We start from the raw sequence: 21034 nt of genomic DNA, 5'->3' as shown, positions 1-21034 counted from the left end.
CGGACCGCGCGCCTTTGAAGTTCGTGGGATGGATTTCCGAACCGGGCGGTTCGGGTGGAATGGTGTTTCCCCGGCTTAGAAGAAGCCGAGCTTGTCCTCCGAGTAGGAGACCAGCAGGTTCTTGGTTTGCTGGTAGTGGTCCAGCATCATCAGGTGGTTTTCCCGTCCGATGCCCGAGGACTTGTATCCGCCGAAGGCGGAGTGCGCCGGGTAGGCGTGGTACTGGTTGACCCACACGCGGCCTGCCTGGATGGCTCGGCCGGCGCGGTAGGCCACGTTGCCGTTGCGGCTCCACACGCCCGATCCCAGGCCGTACAGCGTGTCATTGGCGATGGAGATCGCGTCGTCGTAGTCCTTGAACTTGGTCACCGCGACCACCGGCCCGAAGATCTCCTCCTGGAAGATGCGCATGTCGTTGGTGCCTTCGAAGATGGTCGGCTGCACATAGTAGCCGCCCGAGAGTTCCCCGCCCAGATCTGCGCGCCCGCCGCCGAGCAGCACCTTGGCCCCCTCGGACTTGCCGATGTCCATGTAGGAGAGGATCTTCTCCAGCTGGTCGTTGGATGCCTGGGCACCCATCATGGTGCCGGTGTCCAGCGGGTTGCCCTGCTTGATGGCCTTGGTGCGGGCCACGACGTCCTCCATGAAGCGGTCGTAGATGCTTTCCTGGACCAGTGCACGCGAGGGGCAGGTGCACACTTCGCCCTGGTTCAGCGCGAACAGGGTGAACCCTTCCTGCGCCTTGTCGTAGAAGGCGTCGTCCTTGGCGGCGATGTCCTCGAAGAAGATGTTCGGGGACTTTCCGCCCAGTTCCAGGGTGACCGGGATCAGGTTTTCCGAGGCGTACTGCATGATCAGCCGGCCGGTGGTGGTTTCGCCGGTGAAGGCGATCTTGCGGATGCGCTTGTTGGAGGCCAGCGGCTTGCCGCATTCCACGCCGAAGCCGTTGATGACGTTCAGCACGCCGGCCGGCAGCAGGTCGCCGATCAGTTCCATCAGCACCAGGATGCTGGCCGGGGTCTGCTCCGCTGGCTTGAGCACGATCGCGTTGCCGGCGGCCAGGGCCGGTGCGAGCTTCCAGACCGCCATGAGCAGCGGGAAGTTCCACGGGATGATCTGCCCGACCACGCCCAGCGGCTCGTGGAAGTGGTAGGCGGTGGTGTTGTCGTCAAGCTGGGAGAGGCTGCCTTCCTGGGCGCGGATGGCGCCGGCGAAGTAGCGGAAGTGGTCGACCGCCAGCGGCAGGTCGGCGTTCAGGCACTCGCGGATCGCCTTGCCGTTGTCCCAGGTTTCGGCGACGGCAAGCATTTCGAGGTTCTCCTCGATGCGGTCGGCGATCTTGTTCAGGATGACTGCGCGTTCTGCCGGGCTGGTCTTGCCCCAGGCCGGTGCCGCCGCATGCGCCGCGTCCAGCGCGACTTCGACATCTTCTGCGGTGGATCGGGCCACCTCGCAGAAGACCTTGCCGGTGACCGGGGTGATGTTCTCGAAGTACATGCCCTTGACCGGGGCCACCCATTCGCCGCCGATGTAGTTCTCGTAGCGTGGCTTGAAATCTACCAGCGCCCCATCGGTATTCGGGTTTGCGTAAACCGCCATTGCTCCACGTCTCCTTCATCGGATGTCCTGGCCGCGATTGCCTCATCGCGGAACCTTGAATGTGACTCTAGTCACCCAAAGGTTGCAGGAAGGTTGCAGCGTTCCGGGCCGGCGGAACGGGCCTCAGCCGGGCTGGCGAGCCGGCGCTGCCGGCTGCAGTTCGCGCTCGGCGCCAGCCGGGTCGCGCCGCCCGGTCCGCGCCGCTCCGATGCCTGCGGCGATCACCAGCACAAGCCCGGCCAGGGCCGCCATGCTGGGCACCTGGCGCAGGAAGACCACGCCGACGGTGGCGGCGATTGCCGGTTCCAGGCACATCAGGGTGCCGAAAGCCGAGGCGGCCAGGCGGCGCAGGGCCAGCAGCTCCAGGCAGAAGGGCACGACGGGAAGCAGCAGGGCCAAGCCCAGGCCGATGGCCAGCACCGGCAGGTCCAGCCGCCCCGCTACCCCTGGGCCAACCACCAGGGTGGCGGCCAGGGCCGCGACTGGCATCGATACCGACAGGGCCCCGACCCCGTCCACCGCATCTCCGGCGCGCTGGGTCAGCAGCACATATGCCGCCCAGCAGACGGCCCCGCCCAGGGCATAGAGCACGCCGACCAGGTCGGCCGATCCGCTCCAGGGTTCGGTCAGGCCCAGCACCCCGGCCGCGGCGGCCACCGCCCACCAGCGCCCGGCACCCCTCCCCTGGACCAGCGCCACGGCCAGCGGCCCGGTGAATTCCAGGGCGCTGGCGGTGCCCAGCGGGATCGTCTCGACGGCACGCATGAAGGAGAGCGTCATGCCTGCGGTAGCCAGCCCCAGCAGCGCGCACATCACCAGCGTGGAGCGGCTGAAGCGCAGCCGCCAGGGCCGGGCGAAGGCCACGAGGATCACCGCGGCCCAGGCCAGCCGCAGCCATGCCACGCCGTCGGAGCCCAGAGTTGCGGCCAGGCCGATGGAGGCAGCCAGCCCGAGCTGGACGCAGCTCATCGAGGCCACGGCCATCAGCGATCCGGCACCAGTTGAATTCACGGCGCGCACAGGGGTTGAAGTCATGGATCCAGTAGAGACCACCCAGGCCATCCATGTCCACGCGAGAATTATCGACATATCGTTCAAGATTCATGGACAATGTTCTCCATGGAAACCCGCCGCCTGCAATACCTGTACGAGCTGTCCCGCACCGGTTCGATGCGGGCGGTGGCGGACGTGCTGGGCACCACCACCTCAACGGTCTCCCAGCAAATCGCACAGCTCTCCCGGGAAGTCGGCGTCAAGCTGCTGGCACCCGACGGCCGCGGGGTGCGGTTGACACCAGCCGGCCGCCGGCTCGCCGAGCATGCCCGCGGCATCCTCGGTGCAGTGGATGCCGCCCGGCTGGATCTGGATCCCGAGGCTGCGCCGTCGGGCACGGTGCGGGTTGCGGGTTTCGCCACGGCCATCCGCACCACCTTGATGCCGATCATCCAGCAGCTGGCCAGCGACCACCCGACGGTGCAGATCGTGGTGCTTGAGCTGGAACCTGCCGAGGCGCTCCAACGGCTGGCCGCCGACGACATCGACCTGGCCCTGACCTACGACTACAACCTGGCCCCGGACACGATCGGCCCGGAAGTCGACACCCTTCAGCTGTGGAGCACCCCCTGGGGACTGGGTGTTCCCGCGGCCGATGCAGCGCGCCTGGGCGCGGGAGCGCTGCCGGAAGCGGCTGGCGTGCTGGCAGCCTTCCGGGAACGGGATTGGATCGGCAACTCGCGCAATATCGCCGACGAGACGGTGCTGCGCCTGCTGTCTTCGATGACCGGCTTCAGCCCGCGGGTGCGCCACCACGCCGACAGCCTCGACCTGGTCGAGGACCTGGTCCTCGCCGGGATGGGGGTAGGGCTGCTGCCCGAGAACCGTCCCGCACGCGAAGGGCTGTCGATCCTGCCGCTGCACCGGCCAGATTTGCGGCTGCGGGCCTTCGCCCGGACGCGTGCCGGACGCAGCGCGTGGCCGGCACTGGCCCTGGTGCTGCAGAAGATGCGCGAACTGCGATAATCCGGGACCTCAGGATTCGAGTTCCTGGACCTCGGCAACGATCAACGAGCGCGCCGGCGACTGCGCAGGAAGCTCGCGCAGGGCTGCCCGCAACAGGTCCGAGTCGGCCAGCTGGCGGCCCAGGTTCAGCAGCTGCCGGGCGGTGCCGCGGTCCAGCGCCATTTCGCGCAGCGCCGCTTCCATCCGGTGCAGCAGTGCCACGATGCCAGGTGCTTGGGAGCGGGCCAGCAGTCCCGGCGAGTACAACGGCAGGGCGGCTTCGAGTTCGCCGGCTTCCAGTGCTTGCCTGAGCCGGCCGAAGGTCGTCTGCAGGTCCCATTGCAGGCGGTAGGGGCGCGAGGTCAGGTTGCGGCCCGGGGAACCCGCAAGCACCTTGCGCAGCCTGACGATTTCGGCGCGGACGGTGCCTTCGGCCGCGGCATCCGGGCGCTCGAACAGCTCCTCGACCAGCTGCGCGGTGCTCAGGCCTTCGCGGTAATGCGCCAGCAGCGTCAGGATCTCCGCATGGCGCAGGGATACGGGCGTCGAGCCGAGGTGGGCCCCGTCACTGCGCCCCAAGTCCAGGTAGTCGGGGTCGGCCACGACGCCGGCGCCGGGCAGGAGCAGCTGCGTTTCCGCGGCCATGACCGCGGCTTGCAGCAGCGGCAGCGAGTGCGTGGCAATGGCCTCCGGGCCGCCGGTCAGGTCTATTGCGCCAATGACCTGACCCGTGCGCGGATCGCGAATCGGCACCGCAGAGCAGCTGAAGCGGTGGGCCTGCTCGTAGAGGTGCTCAGCACCAGAGACTTGCGAACCGGCGCCCGTTGCCAGCGCCATCCCCGGCGCGGACGTGCCCACGCTCTTCTCGGCCCAGTCGGCACCTGCCATGAATCCCACGCCTTCGGCTTGGCTCATGGCGCCATTTCCACCCGCTACCCACAGCAAGGTTCCGCCTGCATCAGCAAGGGCCACCAGGAGATTGGCGTCCATGGCGGACGGGACCAGGAGTTTTTCGAAAACTGGCCAGATCCGCTGGAGTTCACTTCGTTCGCGCGCCAGACGCAAATGGTCATCGCTCAGTACCGACGGGACACGCAGGTCAGCGGAGCTTTCCAATGATCGCTTCCAGGAATCCCGCACATCCTGACGCAATGGGAGATCGGCAACGCCGGCTCCGCTGGAGCCCAAGAGCTCATGAGCATGCTGGGCGCGACGCGATGCGCCAGGCCAATCAATGGAGAACCCACTCATGCAATCTCCTCGCTAGCAGGGCTCGATTTCCGCCGTTCCCACAAGCCTAGGCGACGGGCGGTGCCTTGAGAAGAGTCCCCGCTGCCGTACAAAGATTGATAGTGGACAATTCACCTTATTAACTGGAAAAGGGGGTGAAAAGTTAACCAGAATGTTTTCCATCTTTTCCCGAATGCCCCTTTACCTGCTGCGAGGGAGAGGGTAATATACAACCAAATGGTTGTATATGAGCTGAGCGAAGAACAGGTAAACAAGGTCTTCCGCGCCTTGGCAGATGCCACACGAAGGGACATCGTGCGGCGGACGCTTCACGCCGAGATCAGCATTTCGGATCTGGCGGCAAGCTACGACATGTCTTTTGCAGCAGTGCAGAAGCACGTTGCCGCCCTGGAAGCCGCAGGCCTGGTCAGGAAAATCGCACGTGGCCGCGAACGCATAGTCCGCGGCCAGCCGGAGACCATCCGGCACGCACAAGAACTACTTTCTTCCTTGGAGGAAATCTGGCGCCAGCGCATCAGCCGGCTCGACGATTTCCTTGCCTCCGAGGACACCTAAGGAGCATTCCCATGCCCGTCACGTCCATTGATAAAGATGTCCAGTCCTTGACGCTCACCGTCCACGCAGAATTCCCGGTCAGCGTGGCCCGGCTCTGGGACGCCTACCTCGACCCGCGCCAGATTGAGAAGTTCTGGGGCCCGGTAGAGTACCCGGCCACCTTCACTCGCCACGACGCCGCCGCCGGAGGCTACTCGAACTATCACATGACCTCGCCCGAAGGCGAACAGTTCCACGGATACTGGCACTGGCAGGAAGTGGTCGACCAGAAATTCTTCGAGGTCATCGATGGTTTCGCGCACAATGACGGCAGCCCGAACGCCAAGTTGCCCACCTCGCGGCTGGTCTTCACCTTCGACCCGCTGCCCGAAGGCACGAAGCTCACGGTCACCGGAACCTATGATTCGGCGGCGGACCTGGAACAGGTCGTCGCAATGGGAATGATCGACGGAACACGCTCGGCCATGAGCCAGATCGAGCAGGTGCTCATCGACCTGCGGGACTACGCGCAGAACTTCGCCACCGAAGCCGAACTGCTCAACGACACGCAGGTTCGCGTCAGCCGCCTGGTCCGCGGCATCCGCCAGCAGGTCTGGGACGCCCACCACGACCCGGAACTGGTCAAGCGCTGGCAATACGGACCCGATGGCTGGAAGATGACCAAATGCGAGCTGGCTCCCGGCGTCGGCGAGAGCTACCTGCTGTGGTGGACCCCTGACGATAGCAGCAAGGGATTCGGATTCAGCGGAAAGATCCTCGAACGCGTTGAGGGCCACTACGAAGCGAGCACCGAGCAGCTCGAAGGCGGAGAGGAAATGCTCGGTTCCGGCGTACCCGGATCCGTCAACCAGCTGACGTTCACCAGTACCACCGGCGGCACCTTGGTGACCACCTTGATCACCTACCGCGACAAGGCCGCTCGCGACGCGATGCTCGCCACCGGAATGGCTGATGGCATGGAAGCCAGCTACGCCCGGCTGGAATCGATTCTCTAAGCGATTCGCCCCACATCCGGCGCCTTGGCGCGCGCATATATGAAAGACTTAGACCCATGAGTTCTCAGAATGCGCGCGCAGGCCTGGATAAGCAGGCCGATCAGGTTCAGGACATGTTTGACAAGCTGGCTCCTCGCTACGACTTGCTCAATACCTTGATGACCGGCGGCATCGTGAACTACTGGCGCAAGATCACCACCGAGGCGATCGCGCCGAAGCCCGGCGAGCGCATTCTCGACCTGGCTGCAGGTACCGGGACTTCCTCGGTCCCGCTGGCCGAAGCCGGCGCAAAGGTGACCGCCTGCGACATGTCCAACGGCATGCTCGCCGAGGGCCGCAAGCGCTACCCGCAGCTGGACTTCGTGTACGGCGACGCCCATGAGCTTCCTTTCGAAGATGACACCTTTGACGCGGTGACCATTTCCTATGGCCTGCGCAATATCGATGACACCGAGAAGGCGCTGTCGGAAATGCGCCGCGTAACCAAGCCCGGCGGCCGCATCGTCGTCGCCGAGTTCTCAACCCCGACCGTCACCCCGGTCAAGGTGGCCTACCAGCAGTTCCTGCCGCGCGTCATCCCTGCGCTGGGCTACCTGGTGTCGCCTAACCCTTCCGCCTATGCCTACTTGGCTGAGTCCATTGCCGCCTGGCCAGACCAGGAAAAGCTGGGCGCCAAGTTCGTCAACGTCGGCTGGAAGAACGTGGAATACCGGAACCTGACCGGCGGCATCGTCGCCGTTCACCGCGCCTGGAAGTAGAGTTTCTGCAAAGTTTTCTTTTGGCCTGCATCCATCGGATGCGGGCCAAACGACTTTAAGCGGCTCATGCGCGAACCTGGACGGTGTTATTCTTCCAGCTCAGCTGGCATGCTTGTGTCCGTGAGCCAGACCTCGACCGAATCGCAGCGTTGCACGATGAGCTGGAAGCTGCTGCCTGCCGCCATGCTCTCGGCTTCCGCAGCGCTGCTCTTCGGCACCGGCAACGCTCTTGTTGGCTACGGCTTGCTGGCCCTGAGCCTGCTGTGCGCAGCCGTCATCAATCGCAGGTTCGCCCAGCATCTGTCAATGATCGCGGCAGGGCTGGTGATCATCAGCCTGGTTCCGCTCAACGCGGACCTGAGCCTGGGCCACATGGCGCAGATGGGCACGGCGCTGGCAGCGGCGGTCCTGCTGCCCTGGCTGATTTCGCGATTCGCCTTGCGGGAGCAAATTATCAAGTTCCCTGTGAACACCGGTCGCAAGTGGCCGTTGGCCGCGAAACTGTATCTGCTGGCAGTGGTGGCGCTGGGCTTCCTCGTTCTGCCGGTGTATCTGATCAGCACCGGCGTCTATCAGAACTGGCCAGACGCCTCGGACCCAGCGATCTTCTGGCGGCTCTTCATCGGAGTCAACTCAGTGGGCATCTGGGACGAGCTGTTCTTCATCTGCACGTCATTCGCCTTGCTGCGCAAGCACTTTCCCGACTGGCAGGCCAATATCCTGCAAGCGGTGATCTTCTCCTCTTTCCTGTGGGAGATCGGCTACCAATCCTGGGGCCCGTTGCTGACCTTCCCCTTCGCCCTGCTGCAGGGCTATACCTTCAAGCTGACGAAGTCCTTGTCCTATGTCGTAAGTGTGCATCTGATCTTCGACCTTGTCCTGTTCCTCGCGCTGGTCCACGCGCACAACCGGGAATGGCTCCCGGTCTTCATGTACTGAGGGGCTAATTCCTGTTTTCCGCCCTGCTACCCTCATTGGCATGGACACCTGCCAAGCCAGCCAATGCCCCTGCACCGATTCTGAACGGCGCAGCTTGTTCATTTCGGCTACCGGCTTCGGTATCCTTATTCCGGCTCCCCTGCGACCGTGAGCCAGACCACGAGCGGATCGCCGCGTTGCACGATCCACGGGAAACTGCTGCCAGCCAATAGGCGCCCAGGACCTCTAAGGACGGATCGGCTATGAGTGATTTCGACGAAAAGGGATTCCACTACGCGCCGCTGCACGGCGAGTACGAGTCTGGAACTTTTCCCGTGCTGCCGCATACGATGGTTAGCACTCTGAATGCAATGTCGATTGCAGCGGTCTGCGACATGGATGAGACCCTGACGGACAATTTGAGGCCAAGCATCAGCGTGAAAATCACGCAATGCATTTTGATGAGCGATGGGTCGATGATCAGTTTGGATCTGGGTCGTGGCTTCACAGCCATATCCCATGGGCCCGGGCCCGCCAGGTGGAGGCGGTCGTCAGATGAACTGATTGCCGAGATTCTTGATTTGGTGCGGATCGATGACCCGGAAAGATCCGGGGATCATCCGTGGGACGAAATTGCCGCTGCGGCCCAACGACGTGGTATCGATATTGATGCTGCAAGATTGAAGCAGATGCCCTACCAGGTCTTGCTCAGCGACAGGGTGATCCGAATGTTTGAGATCTAGAACTTTGGGGCCTGTTCCCTACCGTCGACCTTGCCCTGTTCCTAACGCTGGTCCACGCGCACAACCGGGAGTGGATGCCAGTCTTCTTGCGCTGAGGGGTTAATTCCTGTTTTCCTCCCTGCTACACTCTTTGGCATGGATACCTACTAAGCCAGCCAATGACCCTGCACCGATTCTGTACGGTGCAACTTGTTCATTTCGGCTACCGGCTTCGGTATCCTTTTCTTTTCCGGCCCCTCTTCGAGGTTGAGCCATTTCTGTGATCCCCCAAGTCGGCAGCCCCTTCGCATTAGCGGGAGGAACCTGCATGCCTTTGACACCACCCATTACCCTGAACCATCTCAGCTTCGCCTGGCCCTCGGGAGAAATCGCCCTGGCCAACTTGGACGGCACTTTTCCCTCCGGGCGGACCGGGCTGATCGGCGCCAATGGCAGCGGCAAATCGACGTTGCTGAAACTGATCGCCGGGCAGCTGCACCCAACCAGCGGAACGGCGGAAACGAGCGCACCGCTGAGTTACCTTCCGCAAACGCTGGCTCTGGACCAGGACCCAACCGTCGCCGAACTGCTGGGGATACAGCGGATCCTGGCAGCCTTGGAGGCCATCGAGTCCGGCAGTGTGGACCCAGCGCATTTCGACGCGGTGGGTGCCAACTGGGATGTGGAAGCCCGGGTCCGCGCCGAGCTGGAGCCGCTGGGATTCGGCGGCCTGGATCTGAGCCGGAAGGCATCCACGCTATCGGGCGGCGAAGCGATGCTGCTGGCAGTGACCGGGCTGCGCATCGCCGATTCACCCATCACCTTGCTCGACGAGCCGACGAATAACCTCGATCGTCCCACCCGCGAATTGCTCTACGAGCTGGTCCGCACGTGGAAGGGCACGCTGGTCGTGGTGAGCCACGATATCGAGCTGCTCGAGCTCATGGAGCACACGGTGGAGCTCTACGACGGGAAGCTCAGCGTTTACGGAGGGCCCTACAGCGCATATCGCGAGCAGCTGGAAACCGAGCAGCTGGCAGCCGAGCAGGCAGCCAGAACCGCCCAGGCCTCGCTGAAGGTGGAAAAGCGCCAGCGCGTCGAAGCCGAAACCAAGTTGGCCCGTGCCAAGCGCAAGGGGCGGGCCACCCAGCTTTCCGGGGGCATGCCGAAGATCCTGGCGAACCATCTTCGCCAGAAATCAGAGGCAAACGCCGGGAAGATGCGATCGCACCTGGATGGCAAGGTCGATTCCGCCCAAGCACGGCTCGACGAAGCCGATCAGCGGGTACGCCAGGTCGAGCACATCAATATCGAGTTGCCAGATCCGAAGCTGCCCGCCGGCAAGCAGGTTGCCGTGCTGGGTTCAGCGCAAGACCCGTTCATCATCCAGGGAGCCGAACGCGTAGGACTTGTCGGACCCAACGGTTCGGGGAAAACCACGCTGCTCAGGCAGCTGCTCGCAGGCGTTGCTCCGGGCAGCGGTTTGGGCGGAAAGCTTTTCGTGGACCGGGTCGGGTATCTGCCACAGCGCCTGGAAGGCCTGGACGGCCAGCTGAGCGCCATGGAGAATGTGGCGTCGGTGGCTCCAACGGCAACCGCGAACGACGTGCGCCAGATGCTTGCCCGGCTGCTGCTGCGCGGGGCCAGCGCCGACCGTCCCTTGGCGGCGCTCTCGGGCGGCGAGCGCTTCAGGGTCTACCTGGCGACGCTGCTGCTCGCGGAACCCACGCCGCAGCTGCTGATCCTCGACGAGCCCACGAATAATCTGGATGTGGACAGCGTGCGCCAGCTCAGCGAGGCGCTCGGTGCCTACAAGGGTGCGTTGCTGGTAGTCAGCCACGATCAGCATTTCCTGTCGCAGCTGGATCTGGACTATTTGCTGGAAACCGGCCCCGGGGGAACCTTGGCGAAATCCTATCCGGATCCGGTTTGATAACCCCACGGCGGTGCGCTGCCGGTCTAGACTTGTTCAAAGCACACCGCCGAGGACCCCGAAAGCAAGTTGAACATGTCCTATCCCCAGCGCACCGTCGAAGTCGTCAACACCGGCCTCGTGATCGACCAGTCCGCGACCCTGCTCTGGCAGGACATCAAACGCGCCTTCATCTATGAAACGGGTTCCGGCCAGGAGGCGCTCACCTGCGCAGAATTCATGCTGGTTGAGGGTTACAGCGTGGAAATCAATAGCCAGATGCCCGGCTGGGACGTGGCCATTGAGCACCTGCCGCGGCGCATTGAGAACCTGGTCGACGAACGCTAGCAACCAATAGGAGCACCCATGGCTACGATCGTTCTTTTCCATCACGTCCAGGGCCTGACCCCTGGGGTGCAGCAGATGGCCGCTGAATTGCGCGCGGCCGGCCACACCGTGCACGCACTGGACCTGTACGCCGGCAAGCTGCCCAAGGATTTCGACGCGGGCATGCGCATGGCGGGCAAGATGACCGAGGACAAGATCCAGGAACGCGTCGACAAGCTCTTCGCCAAGCTGCCCGAAGAGCTGGTATACATCGGTACTTCGTGGGGTGCCGCGCTCGCCCAGCAGTGCGCGCAGCAACGCCCCGGCGCCGTCGCCGCGGTCCTGCTGGAATCCTTTGTGGACTTGGAAGCCGAGTGGAGCTTCGGGCCGTGGCCGGAAGGCGTGCCGGTGCAGATCCACGGCATGGACCAGGATCCGTTCTTCGCGAAGGAAGGCGATCTGGAAGCAGCGCAGCGCTTCGCCCGCAACGAGGACGCAGGGCTGGCCGAGCTGTTCACCTACCCTGGCGACAAGCACCTGTTCACCGACAGCTCGCTGCGCTCGCATGACCCGGAAGCTCGCGCATTGGTGATGGAGCGCATCATCAAATTCCTGGAGCGCTACGTTTAGCAGGAGGGGCAGCCCGGCGGTTCCATGCTGGACAATGAATTGAAAAACCGGACCCGGCTTGCGTCTGCAAGCCGGGTCCGGTTCACTCTGTGCGCCCTGCGGGGATCGAACCCGCGACCAATGGATTAAAAGTCCAGTGCTCTACCAGCTGAGCTAAAGGCGCACGGCACAAGGCCAAAATCCATACTACCCGATGGACCGGCATGATCATTAATCGGCGTATTCCGCACCGTGGCATCCCGTAATTCCCGCTTGATCTTGGGGTTTGCAAGCTAAATCACCTGTTGGCTGAGAACTCAGGTTCAGCGAGTATTCTGGAGCGCATGAGAGGTGCACGTGCAGGATCAAAAGTAGCCCAGGATGCGGGGTTCCGCCATCACAAGCCACGCCCCTTCGCCCCGGCAGATTTCGAGCCCTATGAAGGAGGCGCTGACCCGGCGCGCGTCTCCGAGGCCGCTCATCTGTCTGCCCAGGCTTTCGTGCAACGAGGCATTGCCAACAACGACCCCGAAGTCTCGCGCCGGCTGATCGCCGTTGCCGAGGAAGAGGGCTTGGAGGTGCTCGCTGAGCTGTGGAGCGAAGCTCCCGCCCACTCCCTGCCCGGCGCGCTGTGGCGCCTGTATGCGGTACGCGCGGCCACCATGGGCAAGCCGGAAATGCACGCGGCACGGTTCCAGGCCGGAGCCCACCGTGCCCAGGTCGAACGCATCGTCGCCGGGGTGGCCGAACCGCCGACCGCCGAAGAAATGAAGAAGATGACCGGGTCGATTCTCTCCGGCGCCTTCAACGGAGACTTCGCCCACGCCCTGGAACGCACTGCCGCCTATTGCCGGGTCGTGGCCCTGGGCATGACCGAGCATGCCGATGCCGCAGATTTCTCCAACAGCGACCGGGGAACGAAGCTGACGCAGCAGGCCAAGGCGCTGACGGCTACGGCCGCTGATCTGGAAGTCTGCGCCCGGTTGTGGCGCCAGGACGCATTGGACTGAAAGGCTCTCCCGCGCCATTAGGATGGATTGAGGAAGTTACCCCTCAATTCTAGGCAGGTGGGTGTGGGCGCCGCATCGAGGACCAACTCTTCAGGACTCGTACGCTGGTTGCTGATCTTGATCGCGACGGCGCTGCTATCCCAAACAGCGCTGAACCTCATCCGGCCGGTCACCACCTACAAGCTCATCTCCTTCGGCTCCGGCGCGTTTACCGTCGGCGTGGTGACTGCCGCCTATGCGATCCTTCCGCTGTTCACCGCGATGATGCTGGGCCGGGTCAGTTCGCGCATCCGCAGGATCCGCTTCCTGATGGTTGCCGGCGTCGCCCTTCTGGCCGCCGGCGGCATCGGCATCAATTTCTCGCCGAATGCGCTGACCGTGGCGCTGGCCAGCGCCGTGCTGGGGCTTGGGCACTTGATGTTCACCATTGGAGGGCAATCGTCGATTGCCCGGTTCTTCCCCGACAGCGATCTGGACAAGGGGTTCGGCTGGTTCACTGCCGCCTATGCCGCTGGGCAATTCATCGGGCCGCTGATCGGCGGAATGGTGCTCGGCTCCGGCACCGACGCGCTCTCCGCCGAGCGTGTTGCCGATATCAGCCTGTCGCTGTGGATTGCCGCCGGGTGCTCGCTGCTGGCTGTCCCCTTCCTGCTTCCGAGCTGGCAGCCGAAGATCTCCAAAACGGCGTCGCAAACCCGGCCGCCGAAGTCCAAGGCCTCTATTCCCTCGGTCCTGCGCATCAAGGGCATGGCCTCGCACATGTTCGCTTCGATGACCCTGCTGGCGATGCTGGACATCCTCACCGCATTCTTGCCGCTGGTGGCGGAGAAACATGGCGTCACACCGGAAAATGTTGGTGTGCTTTTGGCCATTCGAGGTTTCGCTTCGGTTATTTCGCGGCTGTTCATTCCGAAGCTCTCGGCCCACTTCGAGCGCAATCACCTGCTGGTCACCAGCTTGTGGGTTTCGGGCATCGCCATCGCCCTGGCTCCGGCGTTCATCGATTCGCTCTGGGCTGCCGGGGTGGCGCTGCTTGTCGGCGGCTTCTTCCTGGGACTGGGCCAGCCGATGACCATGACGATGATTTCCACGTCGGTGCCGGCGGTGGACCGCGGCGCCGCATTGGCCGTCAGGCTCATGGGAAACCGCGTCGGACAAGTAGCTTTGCCGGTTATCTCAAGTACTGTCGCCGCCGGCTTGGGTCCTGCGGGCGCGATCTGGTTCTGCTGCGCACTGCTCTGCCTGAGCGGAGCGGAAAAGGGCCTGCGCCGGTAGCGTGAGAAACCGCACGAGCACCACCCCGGCGGTTGACAGCGCACCGGTCAGGCGAGAACACTAGATAACGGTGCCGGGCTGCTGGTAACCCCGGGCTCCAAAATTCTGCCGCTTCGAGCGGCCTTCCGCCGAGAGGCGTTCCCGGTCCGGCACCATCAAGTAACCGGCGTTAACTTCCGCGTCGTAAACTGTTCTGCGTTGGTACCAATAACAGTCGAATCGAATGGTGCGCCGAAAAGTGAAGTTCCAGATCTTTCCCTCCGCCTCGCGCGGCATCGAGTTGCTGTGCGGGTTGGCCACGACCATTCGCTCCTCCGTTGCCAATGTCGCCGAGATGATCGGCTCACCCGACACCCGTGCAGATCAGCTGCGGGATTTGGCTGCCGCGGAAGCCGAGGCCTCCGACCTGGTGCACGCGGTGCTCACCCACCTGCGCACCAGCTATATCAGCCCGCTTCCCCGCGAAGACATGTACACCCTCTCGCGTTTGCTGCACGAGACCATGGAACTCCTGCGCGGCACCGGCGAGCTGATCATGACCGTTGGCTCCACCCCGCTCTCCGAGCGTTCCTCGGAACAGCTTGAACTCATTTCGCAGCTGGCCGAACTGGCCTCCGATTCGGTCCAGCGCCTGCACAACCTCGATGACCTGGAAGACAACTGGCTGCAGATGCTGCAGTTCTCCAAGCGCGCGGCGCGCACCCACCTGGTGTGGGTCAACGAGATCTCGAAGTTCGCCAAGGCAGGCACGATCCACCGCCACCAGCGCGTGGCCGACCACCTGATGCTCACGGCCAACACCCTGCGCCAGTTTGCCGACCACCTCGGTCGCGTGCTGGTGAAGGAGTCCTAGGGACATGACCATCCTTTCGGTCCTCACCGGAATCGCGATCGTCCTCACGCTGGGCTATGGCGTGCTCAACGGCTTCAGGGATGCCTCCACCGCGGTTGCGGCCTCGGTGCGCACCAGGGCGCTGCGCCCGGCCATAGCGGTCTCCGTGGCGGCAGTATTCGCCTTCCTCGGCACCCTAGCCACCTCGGGGCTGAGCGTGGCGCTGGTGGACAAGCTGAACTTCAACGTCCCCGATGGCGTCGTCGGCTTGAAGCTGCTGATCTGCGGCCTGCTGACCGCCGGCGCCTGGGGACTGTATTGCTGGTGGCGCGGCTTGCCGGTCAGTTCCACCCACGCGTTGTTCTCCGGACTGGTGGGCGCCAGCGGCGCCTCGGCCTTCATGGGCGACCTGCCGATGTCCGGTGCCTGGGGGCTGCTGCTCGGCTCGGTGCTTCTGCCGTTGCTGATTACCCCGGTGATTGCCTACCTGCTGTCCTACGTGCTGGTGATTCCGGCGACCTGGCTGATGCGCCATAATTCCTCGGGTTCGGTCAACAACGGCTCGCGCGCAGGCCAAGCCATTGCCGCCTGTGCGGTAGCGCTGGGGCTGGGGCTGCAAGATGGCCAGCGCACCGGCGCGATGATCGCACTGGTGCTGATCACCGGGCATGCGATGGACCCGGGACCCGTGACCTGGGCCATCCAGCTGGCCGCCGGCACGGCGCTGGGCCTCGGCGTGCTCCTAGGCGGATGGCGCATCACCTACACGCTCGGCCGCCGGCTGGTGAACTTCGATCCGCTGCGCGGCATGATCGCCCAAGGCGTGGCCGCGGCCATGCTGTTCCTCGGCTCGCTGGTCCTGCACCTGCCGCTGTCCACCACGCAGGCGGTCACCAGCGGCATCGTCGGCGCCGGCAAAAACCAGGCTTTCGAATCGGTGGTGTGGCGCAATGTCACCAAGGTGCTGCTGCACTGGGTGCTGACCCCGGTGGTCTGCGTTGCCTGCGGCGCGATCCTCACGCTGGCGGTGCATCCGCTGCTGGGCAACGCCTAGTTTTCGCCCGGAACGAAGAGGTCTTCGATCCTGCAGCCGAAGACCGCAGATAGCTTGAAGGCCAGCGGCAAGGACGGATCGTAGCGGCCCTTTTCGAGCGAGATGACAGTTTGGCGCGAGACGCCGAGCAGGTCCGCCAATGCCTGCTGGGAGAACCCGCGTTCCCTGCGGTATTCACTGAGATTGTTCTCCATTATCTTTCGGCTCGCTTACTCGGTTGCACGAAGCGCGAGCGGGCCGATGCTACGGCGCGGGAATCGGAATCGCGCTTGTGCATCAGCCTTCCACCTTCTTGATCACCAGGTAGCGCACGAGCACGTCTACGGCAGCCAGCAGTACGACCCCGACAAGCAGCATCACCGGTTCTACGTCAATGCGCAGCAAACCCAGCGCCATGGCGCCCAATCCGCACAGGGCGAACAGATCATGAAATGCTCCGAAAACCGCCTTTTCGTACCATTTTCCCTCGATGGATGATTCCGGATCCCGCACGGCTCCGGCCAGAGTATCCCTGTCCAGCATGAATACCCAGCACAAGGCGGACGCAGCGGGCAGCATCAGCAGTGCAAAGACCAGTCCGGACAGCATCTTGCGCTGCTGATCGGCTTCGGGGCCGAATGTCCACCAGATCAGCGCCATGGCAGCGCAGAGCACCAGCCCCCCGAGCAGTGACAGGATGATCAGCAGGGCTGTCGATCCGCCGAATCGCGAACGACCCCATTTGCTTTGGCCAACTGACTCTTTTGAATCCACCACTGCCCCCTTTCCGATAAATGTAAACCTCACTTTACTGACAAGGTCGCTTTACAGTCAAGGGAGCTTTACGTGAATGGTTAAAGTGCAGCGGCGCACCGCAATCGGTGCGCCGCTGGCGGTGATCCCCTCCAGGATCCCCGGAAGACCCCCCTTCCGGTCCGTCTACCATCCGCTCAAGGAGCGGCGGTAGCCGAAATCTTTATCCGAAGCGTCCGGAGACGTAATCCTCGGTGGCCTTCTGCTCCGGGTTGGAGAAGATGGCTGCGGTGTCGTTGTACTCGATGAGCTTGCCCGGCTTGCCGGTGCCGGCGATGTTGAAGAACGCGGTCTTGTCGCTCACGCGGGCGGCCTGCTGCATGTTGTGGGTCACGATCACCACGGTGTAGTCGTTCTTCAGCTCGTTGATCAGGTCCTCGATGGCCAGGGTGGAGATCGGGTCCAGTGCGGAGCACGGCTCGTCCATCAGGATCACGTCGGGCTTGACCGCAATGGTGCGGGCAATGCACAGGCGCTGCTGCTGGCCGCCGGAAAGGCCCGAGCCCGGCTTATCCAGGCGGTCCTTGACCTCATTCCAGAGGTTTGCGCCGCGCAGCGACTTCTCCACCAGCGCGTCGGCGTCGGACTTGGAGATCTTCTTGCCGTTCAGCTTCACGCCGGCCAGCACGTTGTCCTTGATGGACATGGTCGGGAACGGGTTGGGGCGCTGGAAGACCATGCCGATCTGGCTGCGCACGGTCACCGGGTCCACGCCCGCGCCGTACAGGTCGTCGCCGTCCAGCAGGACCTGGCCCTCGACCCGGCCTCCGGGGATGACCTCGTGCATGCGGTTCAGGGTGCGCAGGAAGGTGGACTTGCCGCAACCCGATGGGCCGATGAATGCGGTAACCGACTTCGGCTCGATGTTGATCGAGACGCCTTCAACGGCGAGGAACTTGGAGTAGTAGACGTTCAGGTCATTGACGTCGATGCGTTTTGCCATGATGTAATCCTTGAAAAAGTTTGGGTTTGTCCGGACCGGAGCCTAGGCTCAACGGCCCTTCTTTGGGGCGAAGATCGAAGCGACCAGACGGGCGAGGAGGTTCAACGCCATCACCATGAGGATCAGCAGCAGGGCTGCGGCCCAGGCGCGCTGCACCGACGGGTCGATGTTCGTCGGGCTGGTCGGGGTCAGGATCTGGTAGTAGATGAAGGTCGGCAGCGTGGACATCCAGTTCGCGAAGACGTTCAGGTTGATGTTGCTTGCGATGCCGGCGGTGACCAGGATCGGTGCGGTCTCGCCGATCACGCGGGCGATGGCCAGGGTGACACCGGAGGCGATGCCGGAGATCGCGGTCGGGATGACCACCTTCAAGATGGTACGCCAGCGGCGCACGCCCAGTGCGTAGGATGCCTCGCGCAGCTCGTTCGGGACGATCTTGAGCATTTCCTCGGTGGAGCGGACCACCGTCGGGATCATCAGCACGCTCAACGCGACCGCTGCGACAATGCCCATGCGGGCGTTCGGGCCCAGGATCATGCCGAAGAAGGCCGCCGCGAACAGGCCGGCGACGATCGAGGGAATGCCGGTCATCACGTCGACGAAGAAGGTGATCGCCTTGGACAGCGTCTTGCCCTGGCCGTATTCCACCAGGTAGACAGCGGTCAGCATGCCAACCGGAACGGAGATCAGGGTAGCCCACAGGGTGATCAGCAAGGTGCCCATCACCGCGTGGTACGCGCCGCCGACCACCGGGGTGCCATTGGCGACGGTTTCGTTGTCCACCGCGCCGGTCACACCGTTCATGGAGCTGAACAGGAAGTGGCTGTTCATGCCCGGCATACCCTTTTCCAGCACCGTGTAGAGCACGGATACCAGCGGGATCACTGCCACGATGAAGGCGGCGTAGATCAGGTAGGTCCACATCGCGTTCTTGCCGCGGCGCTTGCCTTCGGCAACGGTGGTGATTACCGAGGCGGCCACCAGGAAAATGATCGCGGAGTAGATGGCGAAGGAGGCCACGTTGAAGCCGGTCAGCGTGGACGCTGCCGCGCCGATGATGATGGAGCCTGCGGCGATGGCCCAGATGGCCCATTTCGGCAGCTTGCCCTTGGCCAGGGAGTTGCGCTTGCGCACCGGAGGAGTCAAGTTGCCCGAGGTGCTGTTCTGGTTGGTTGTCATGGTGCTCATCAGTTGGCTCCCGAGAATTCCTTGTGGCGGGCGATGATTCCACGAGCGATCATGTTCACGACCAGGGTGATCAGGAACAGGACCAGGCCGGCGGCGATCAGCTCTGCCAGGCGCAGGCCGAAGGCCTCAGGGAAATTCAAGGCGATTTCCGCGGCGATCGTCTGGTTGCCGGTCTTGATCAGCGACGGGATCAGGTTGCCGGTGGACAGCACCAGCGCGACGGCCATGGTCTCGCCCAGGGCGCGGCCCAGGCCCAGCATGACGGCGGAGATAATGCCCGGGCGGGCGAAGGGGATCACCGCGGTGGTGATCATTTCCCAGCGGGTTGCACCCAAGGCGAGAGCGGCCTCTTCGTGCAGCTTCGGAGTCTGCAGGAAGATTTCGCGGCTCAGCGAGGTGATGATCGGCAGGACCATCACTGCCAGCACGATGCCGGCGGTGAGCATGGTCTTGCCGGTCTGGCTGGCCGGGCCTTCGAAGAGCGGGATGAAGCCCAGGTTCTTGGCCAGCCATTCGTAGCCTGGAACCAGAGCCGGAGCGAGCACCATGTAGCCCCACGCGCCGTAGATCACCGAGGGGATCGCGGCGAGCAGATCGATCAGGTAGCCCAGCGGGCCGGCGACCTTGCGTGGAGCGAAGTGCGAGATGAACAGTGCCACGCCGATGCCGATCGGGGTGGCGATCAGCAGCGCGATAGCCGCTGCGATAACGGTGCCGATGACAATCGGCCAGATGTAGGCGAAGAATCCTTCGCCGCCGGAAATCTCAGCCGGATCGGCTAAGAACGTCGGCAGGGCTTGGATCAGCAAGAAGACCGCGACCGCGAAGAGCGTGATCAGGATCAGGACACCGGCAGCCAGTGCGGCGCCGGAGAAGACCTTGTCACCAGCGCGGCCGGAAGTCGATGACTTGCTTGTCAAAGCATTGGTAGTCATGGCTAGAGCCTTTACGAAACGGGGGTGATGCAGTTTTCACTGCGGGGGTGGAGGGGTACTGCTGGTGCGGGTGGTTGAGTTCGGCCACCCGCACCTGTTGCCGGTTGCCCGGCGGGGTACTACTCGGCGACGGTGATGCCGTCGATCGACTTCTTGGCCTTCTCGGCGATGGATGCCGAGATTGGGGCGTTGCCTGCCGAAGCCTGGGCGGTCTTCTGGCCGTCTTCGGAGATGACGTAGTTGCCGAAGGCCTTGACCAGATCAGCGGTTGCCTGGTCCTTGTAGCTGCTGCAGAAGATGTGGTACGAAACCAGGACGATTGGGTAAGTGCCCGCTTCGGTGGTGTCGCGCTCCAGATCCAGGGCCAGGTCGTTCTCGGCCGCACCTTCAACCGGGGTTGCGGTCTCGAGGGCCTTGGCAGCTGCCTCGGCGGAGATCTTGGTGTACTCATCGCCAACCTTGACGTTCACGGTGGACAGGTTGCCCACTGCGGAGAAGTCAGCGTAGGTGATGGCGCCGTTGGTCGAAGTGGTGGTCGAAACCACGCCGGAGGTGCCCTTGGCGTTCTCCGACTGGATGTCGCTTGGCCAGTCGCCGGAGACATCGTAGGTCCAGACATCAGCCGCTGCGGCCTTCAGGTACTCGACGAAGTTCTCGGTGGTGCCGGACTCGTCGTTGCGGTGCACAACGGTGATTGCGGTATCAGGCAGCTCCACGTCCGGGTTCTGCTTGGCAATGGCCTCATCGTTCCACTTGGTGATTTCCTTCTTGAACACCTTGGCGATGGTGGCTGCATCCATGTTGATCTCTTCAACGCCTTCGAGGTTGAAGGCGATCGCGATCGGCGAGACGTAAGCCGGGATGTTGAATGCGCCTTCTGGGCCGCAAACTTCCTTGGCCTTGGCGGCCTCGTCTTCCTTCAGGTAGGCATCCGAGCCGGCGAACTGCGCGCCGCCTGCCAGGAATGCTTCGCGGCCTGCGCCGGAGCCGTCTGGCGAGTACTGCACGTTGGCGTCCGGGTTGGCAGCCTTGAAGCCGGTGGCCCATGCTTCCATGGCCGAGTTCTGGCTGGATGCGCCGATGCCGGTCAGGGTACCGGTGACACCGGATGCAGCAGAGGTCTCTGCGCCTTCGGAACCGGCAGCGGCGGTTGGGTTATCCGAGCCGCAGGCGGTTAGTGCGAGTGCTGCGACGGAAAGAACGGCAGCTGCGCTGCCAAAGCGGTTGAGCTTCACGAGATTTACTCCCCATGTTGGTAGATCGATGTAAAACTTTCAGCGGCTTCTCTCCGCTTCATCTACGACGTTAAAGATCGAAAGTAACCAGCTCCCCCGGCGAAGGTGAACAGAAGGTTAACAACT

The 21034-nt window shown here is 63.4% G+C and carries 22 protein-coding genes and 1 tRNA gene; 13 read left to right on the top strand and 10 right to left on the bottom strand.

Features of this window, described 5'->3' with window-relative positions:
• Positions 1-75: 75 nt before the first annotated feature.
• Complete coding sequence (gene adh, locus ATK23_RS14310; protein WP_066144593.1) at positions 76-1599, bottom strand: aldehyde dehydrogenase; 1524 nt, start codon at positions 1597-1599, stop codon at positions 76-78.
• 123 nt (positions 1600-1722) lie between these two features.
• The gene (locus ATK23_RS14305) at positions 1723-2634 is read right to left on the bottom strand and encodes an EamA family transporter (RefSeq protein ID WP_066144678.1); all 912 of its coding nucleotides are present in this window, start codon (positions 2632-2634) and stop codon (positions 1723-1725) included.
• A gap of 84 nt (positions 2635-2718) precedes the next feature.
• Here ATK23_RS14305 and ATK23_RS14300 point away from each other — a divergent pair, with 84 nt between their 5' ends.
• A complete protein-coding gene (locus tag ATK23_RS14300) occupies positions 2719-3618 on the top strand; it encodes a LysR family transcriptional regulator (protein WP_066144675.1) in 900 nt (299 codons plus the stop codon).
• A 9-nt stretch (positions 3619-3627) separates the two neighbouring features.
• On the opposite strand, the gene ATK23_RS14295 is transcribed toward ATK23_RS14300, so the two are convergent.
• Complete coding sequence (locus ATK23_RS14295; protein ID WP_052254091.1) at positions 3628-4848, bottom strand: GAF domain-containing protein; 1221 nt, start codon at positions 4846-4848, stop codon at positions 3628-3630.
• Between the two features lie 216 nt (positions 4849-5064).
• Here ATK23_RS14295 and ATK23_RS14290 point away from each other — a divergent pair, with 216 nt between their 5' ends.
• From ATK23_RS14290 to ATK23_RS14255, 8 genes are all read left to right on the top strand, one after another.
• The gene (locus tag ATK23_RS14290; protein ID WP_066144587.1) at positions 5065-5403 is read left to right on the top strand and encodes an ArsR/SmtB family transcription factor; all 339 of its coding nucleotides are present in this window, start codon (positions 5065-5067) and stop codon (positions 5401-5403) included.
• An 11-nt stretch (positions 5404-5414) separates the two neighbouring features.
• A complete protein-coding gene (locus ATK23_RS14285) occupies positions 5415-6398 on the top strand; it encodes an SRPBCC family protein (RefSeq protein ID WP_066144584.1) in 984 nt (327 codons plus the stop codon).
• A gap of 56 nt (positions 6399-6454) precedes the next feature.
• Positions 6455-7156: a demethylmenaquinone methyltransferase gene (locus tag ATK23_RS14280; protein WP_038993613.1), complete on the top strand. Its 702-nt coding sequence runs from the start codon at positions 6455-6457 to the stop codon at positions 7154-7156.
• 120 nt (positions 7157-7276) lie between these two features.
• Entirely contained in the window at positions 7277-8095 is an 819-nt protein-coding gene (locus tag ATK23_RS14275; protein ID WP_407645316.1) for a CPBP family intramembrane glutamic endopeptidase, read from the top strand.
• A gap of 242 nt (positions 8096-8337) precedes the next feature.
• Positions 8338-8817: a hypothetical protein gene (locus ATK23_RS14270; RefSeq protein ID WP_066144581.1), complete on the top strand. Its 480-nt coding sequence runs from the start codon at positions 8338-8340 to the stop codon at positions 8815-8817.
• A 307-nt stretch (positions 8818-9124) separates the two neighbouring features.
• Positions 9125-10729, top strand: a complete 1605-nt coding sequence (locus ATK23_RS14265) for an ABC-F family ATP-binding cassette domain-containing protein (RefSeq protein WP_066144578.1) — start codon at positions 9125-9127, stop codon at positions 10727-10729.
• Positions 10730-10804: 75 nt separating this feature from the next.
• Positions 10805-11056, top strand: coding sequence for a hypothetical protein (locus tag ATK23_RS14260; RefSeq protein WP_038993609.1), 252 nt, complete (start codon positions 10805-10807; stop codon positions 11054-11056).
• 18 nt (positions 11057-11074) lie between these two features.
• Positions 11075-11665, top strand: coding sequence for a dienelactone hydrolase family protein (locus ATK23_RS14255; RefSeq protein WP_066144576.1), 591 nt, complete (start codon positions 11075-11077; stop codon positions 11663-11665).
• Positions 11666-11755: 90 nt separating this feature from the next.
• On the opposite strand, the gene ATK23_RS14250 is transcribed toward ATK23_RS14255, so the two are convergent.
• Positions 11756-11828 (bottom strand) — tRNA-Lys (locus tag ATK23_RS14250).
• Between the two features lie 160 nt (positions 11829-11988).
• Here ATK23_RS14250 and ATK23_RS14245 point away from each other — a divergent pair.
• From ATK23_RS14245 to ATK23_RS14230, 4 genes are all read left to right on the top strand, one after another.
• Positions 11989-12654, top strand: a complete 666-nt coding sequence (locus tag ATK23_RS14245; protein ID WP_066144574.1) for a hypothetical protein — start codon at positions 11989-11991, stop codon at positions 12652-12654.
• 108 nt (positions 12655-12762) lie between these two features.
• Positions 12763-13929 (top strand): MFS transporter, encoded by a 1167-nt coding sequence (locus ATK23_RS14240; protein ID WP_245858439.1) that lies wholly within the window; start codon positions 12763-12765, stop codon positions 13927-13929.
• Between the two features lie 238 nt (positions 13930-14167).
• Positions 14168-14782, top strand: coding sequence for a hypothetical protein (locus tag ATK23_RS14235; RefSeq protein ID WP_245858438.1), 615 nt, complete (start codon positions 14168-14170; stop codon positions 14780-14782).
• 4 nt (positions 14783-14786) lie between these two features.
• Complete coding sequence (locus tag ATK23_RS14230; RefSeq protein WP_066144564.1) at positions 14787-15815, top strand: inorganic phosphate transporter; 1029 nt, start codon at positions 14787-14789, stop codon at positions 15813-15815.
• On the opposite strand, the gene ATK23_RS14225 is transcribed toward ATK23_RS14230, so the two are convergent.
• From ATK23_RS14225 to pstS, 6 genes are all read right to left on the bottom strand, one after another.
• Positions 15812-16009 (bottom strand): helix-turn-helix transcriptional regulator, encoded by a 198-nt coding sequence (locus ATK23_RS14225; RefSeq protein WP_038993600.1) that lies wholly within the window; start codon positions 16007-16009, stop codon positions 15812-15814. The two genes, ATK23_RS14230 and ATK23_RS14225, sit on opposite strands and share 4 nt — an antisense overlap.
• 82 nt (positions 16010-16091) lie before the next feature.
• Positions 16092-16568, bottom strand: a complete 477-nt coding sequence (locus tag ATK23_RS14220) for a hypothetical protein (protein WP_157066442.1) — start codon at positions 16566-16568, stop codon at positions 16092-16094.
• Between the two features lie 202 nt (positions 16569-16770).
• Entirely contained in the window at positions 16771-17550 is a 780-nt protein-coding gene (gene pstB / locus ATK23_RS14215; protein ID WP_038993599.1) for a phosphate ABC transporter ATP-binding protein PstB, read from the bottom strand.
• Positions 17551-17598: 48 nt separating this feature from the next.
• A complete protein-coding gene (gene pstA / locus ATK23_RS14210; protein WP_066144558.1) occupies positions 17599-18738 on the bottom strand; it encodes a phosphate ABC transporter permease PstA in 1140 nt (379 codons plus the stop codon).
• Positions 18738-19673, bottom strand: coding sequence for a phosphate ABC transporter permease subunit PstC (pstC, locus tag ATK23_RS14205; RefSeq protein WP_038993597.1), 936 nt, complete (start codon positions 19671-19673; stop codon positions 18738-18740). The genes pstA and pstC overlap by 1 nt, the downstream gene beginning before the upstream one ends.
• Before the next feature lie 119 nt (positions 19674-19792).
• Complete coding sequence (pstS, locus tag ATK23_RS14200; protein ID WP_038993596.1) at positions 19793-20908, bottom strand: phosphate ABC transporter substrate-binding protein PstS; 1116 nt, start codon at positions 20906-20908, stop codon at positions 19793-19795.
• Positions 20909-21034: the final 126 nt, after the last annotated feature.

The organism is Glutamicibacter nicotianae (assembly GCF_002797775.1).
In the GTDB taxonomy this organism is placed as follows: Bacteria; Actinomycetota; Actinomycetes; order Actinomycetales; family Micrococcaceae; genus Glutamicibacter; species Glutamicibacter nicotianae.
Note: the sequence above shows the minus strand (reverse complement) of the source record. Positions and strands in the feature narration are given on the sequence as shown.

Excerpts from the sequence above, each read along its gene's own strand:
- adh (WP_066144593.1), bottom strand. The coding sequence starts at position 1,599 with ATGGCGGTTTACGCAAACCCGAATACCGATGGGGCGCTGGTAGATTTC.
- ATK23_RS14305 (WP_066144678.1), bottom strand. The coding sequence starts at position 2,634 with ATGACTTCAACCCCTGTGCGCGCCGTGAATTCAACTGGTGCCGGATCG.
- ATK23_RS14300 (WP_066144675.1), top strand. The coding sequence starts at position 2,719 with ATGGAAACCCGCCGCCTGCAATACCTGTACGAGCTGTCCCGCACCGGT.
- ATK23_RS14295 (WP_052254091.1), bottom strand. The coding sequence starts at position 4,848 with ATGAGTGGGTTCTCCATTGATTGGCCTGGCGCATCGCGTCGCGCCCAG.
- ATK23_RS14290 (WP_066144587.1), top strand. The coding sequence starts at position 5,065 with ATGGTTGTATATGAGCTGAGCGAAGAACAGGTAAACAAGGTCTTCCGC.
- ATK23_RS14285 (WP_066144584.1), top strand. The coding sequence starts at position 5,415 with ATGCCCGTCACGTCCATTGATAAAGATGTCCAGTCCTTGACGCTCACC.
- ATK23_RS14280 (WP_038993613.1), top strand. The coding sequence starts at position 6,455 with ATGAGTTCTCAGAATGCGCGCGCAGGCCTGGATAAGCAGGCCGATCAG.
- ATK23_RS14270 (WP_066144581.1), top strand. The coding sequence starts at position 8,338 with ATGAGTGATTTCGACGAAAAGGGATTCCACTACGCGCCGCTGCACGGC.
- ATK23_RS14265 (WP_066144578.1), top strand. The coding sequence starts at position 9,125 with ATGCCTTTGACACCACCCATTACCCTGAACCATCTCAGCTTCGCCTGG.
- ATK23_RS14260 (WP_038993609.1), top strand. The coding sequence starts at position 10,805 with ATGTCCTATCCCCAGCGCACCGTCGAAGTCGTCAACACCGGCCTCGTG.
- ATK23_RS14255 (WP_066144576.1), top strand. The coding sequence starts at position 11,075 with ATGGCTACGATCGTTCTTTTCCATCACGTCCAGGGCCTGACCCCTGGG.
- ATK23_RS14245 (WP_066144574.1), top strand. The coding sequence starts at position 11,989 with ATGAGAGGTGCACGTGCAGGATCAAAAGTAGCCCAGGATGCGGGGTTC.
- ATK23_RS14230 (WP_066144564.1), top strand. The coding sequence starts at position 14,787 with ATGACCATCCTTTCGGTCCTCACCGGAATCGCGATCGTCCTCACGCTG.
- ATK23_RS14225 (WP_038993600.1), bottom strand. The coding sequence starts at position 16,009 with ATGGAGAACAATCTCAGTGAATACCGCAGGGAACGCGGGTTCTCCCAG.
- pstB (WP_038993599.1), bottom strand. The coding sequence starts at position 17,550 with ATGGCAAAACGCATCGACGTCAATGACCTGAACGTCTACTACTCCAAG.
- pstA (WP_066144558.1), bottom strand. The coding sequence starts at position 18,738 with ATGAGCACCATGACAACCAACCAGAACAGCACCTCGGGCAACTTGACT.
- pstC (WP_038993597.1), bottom strand. The coding sequence starts at position 19,673 with ATGACTACCAATGCTTTGACAAGCAAGTCATCGACTTCCGGCCGCGCT.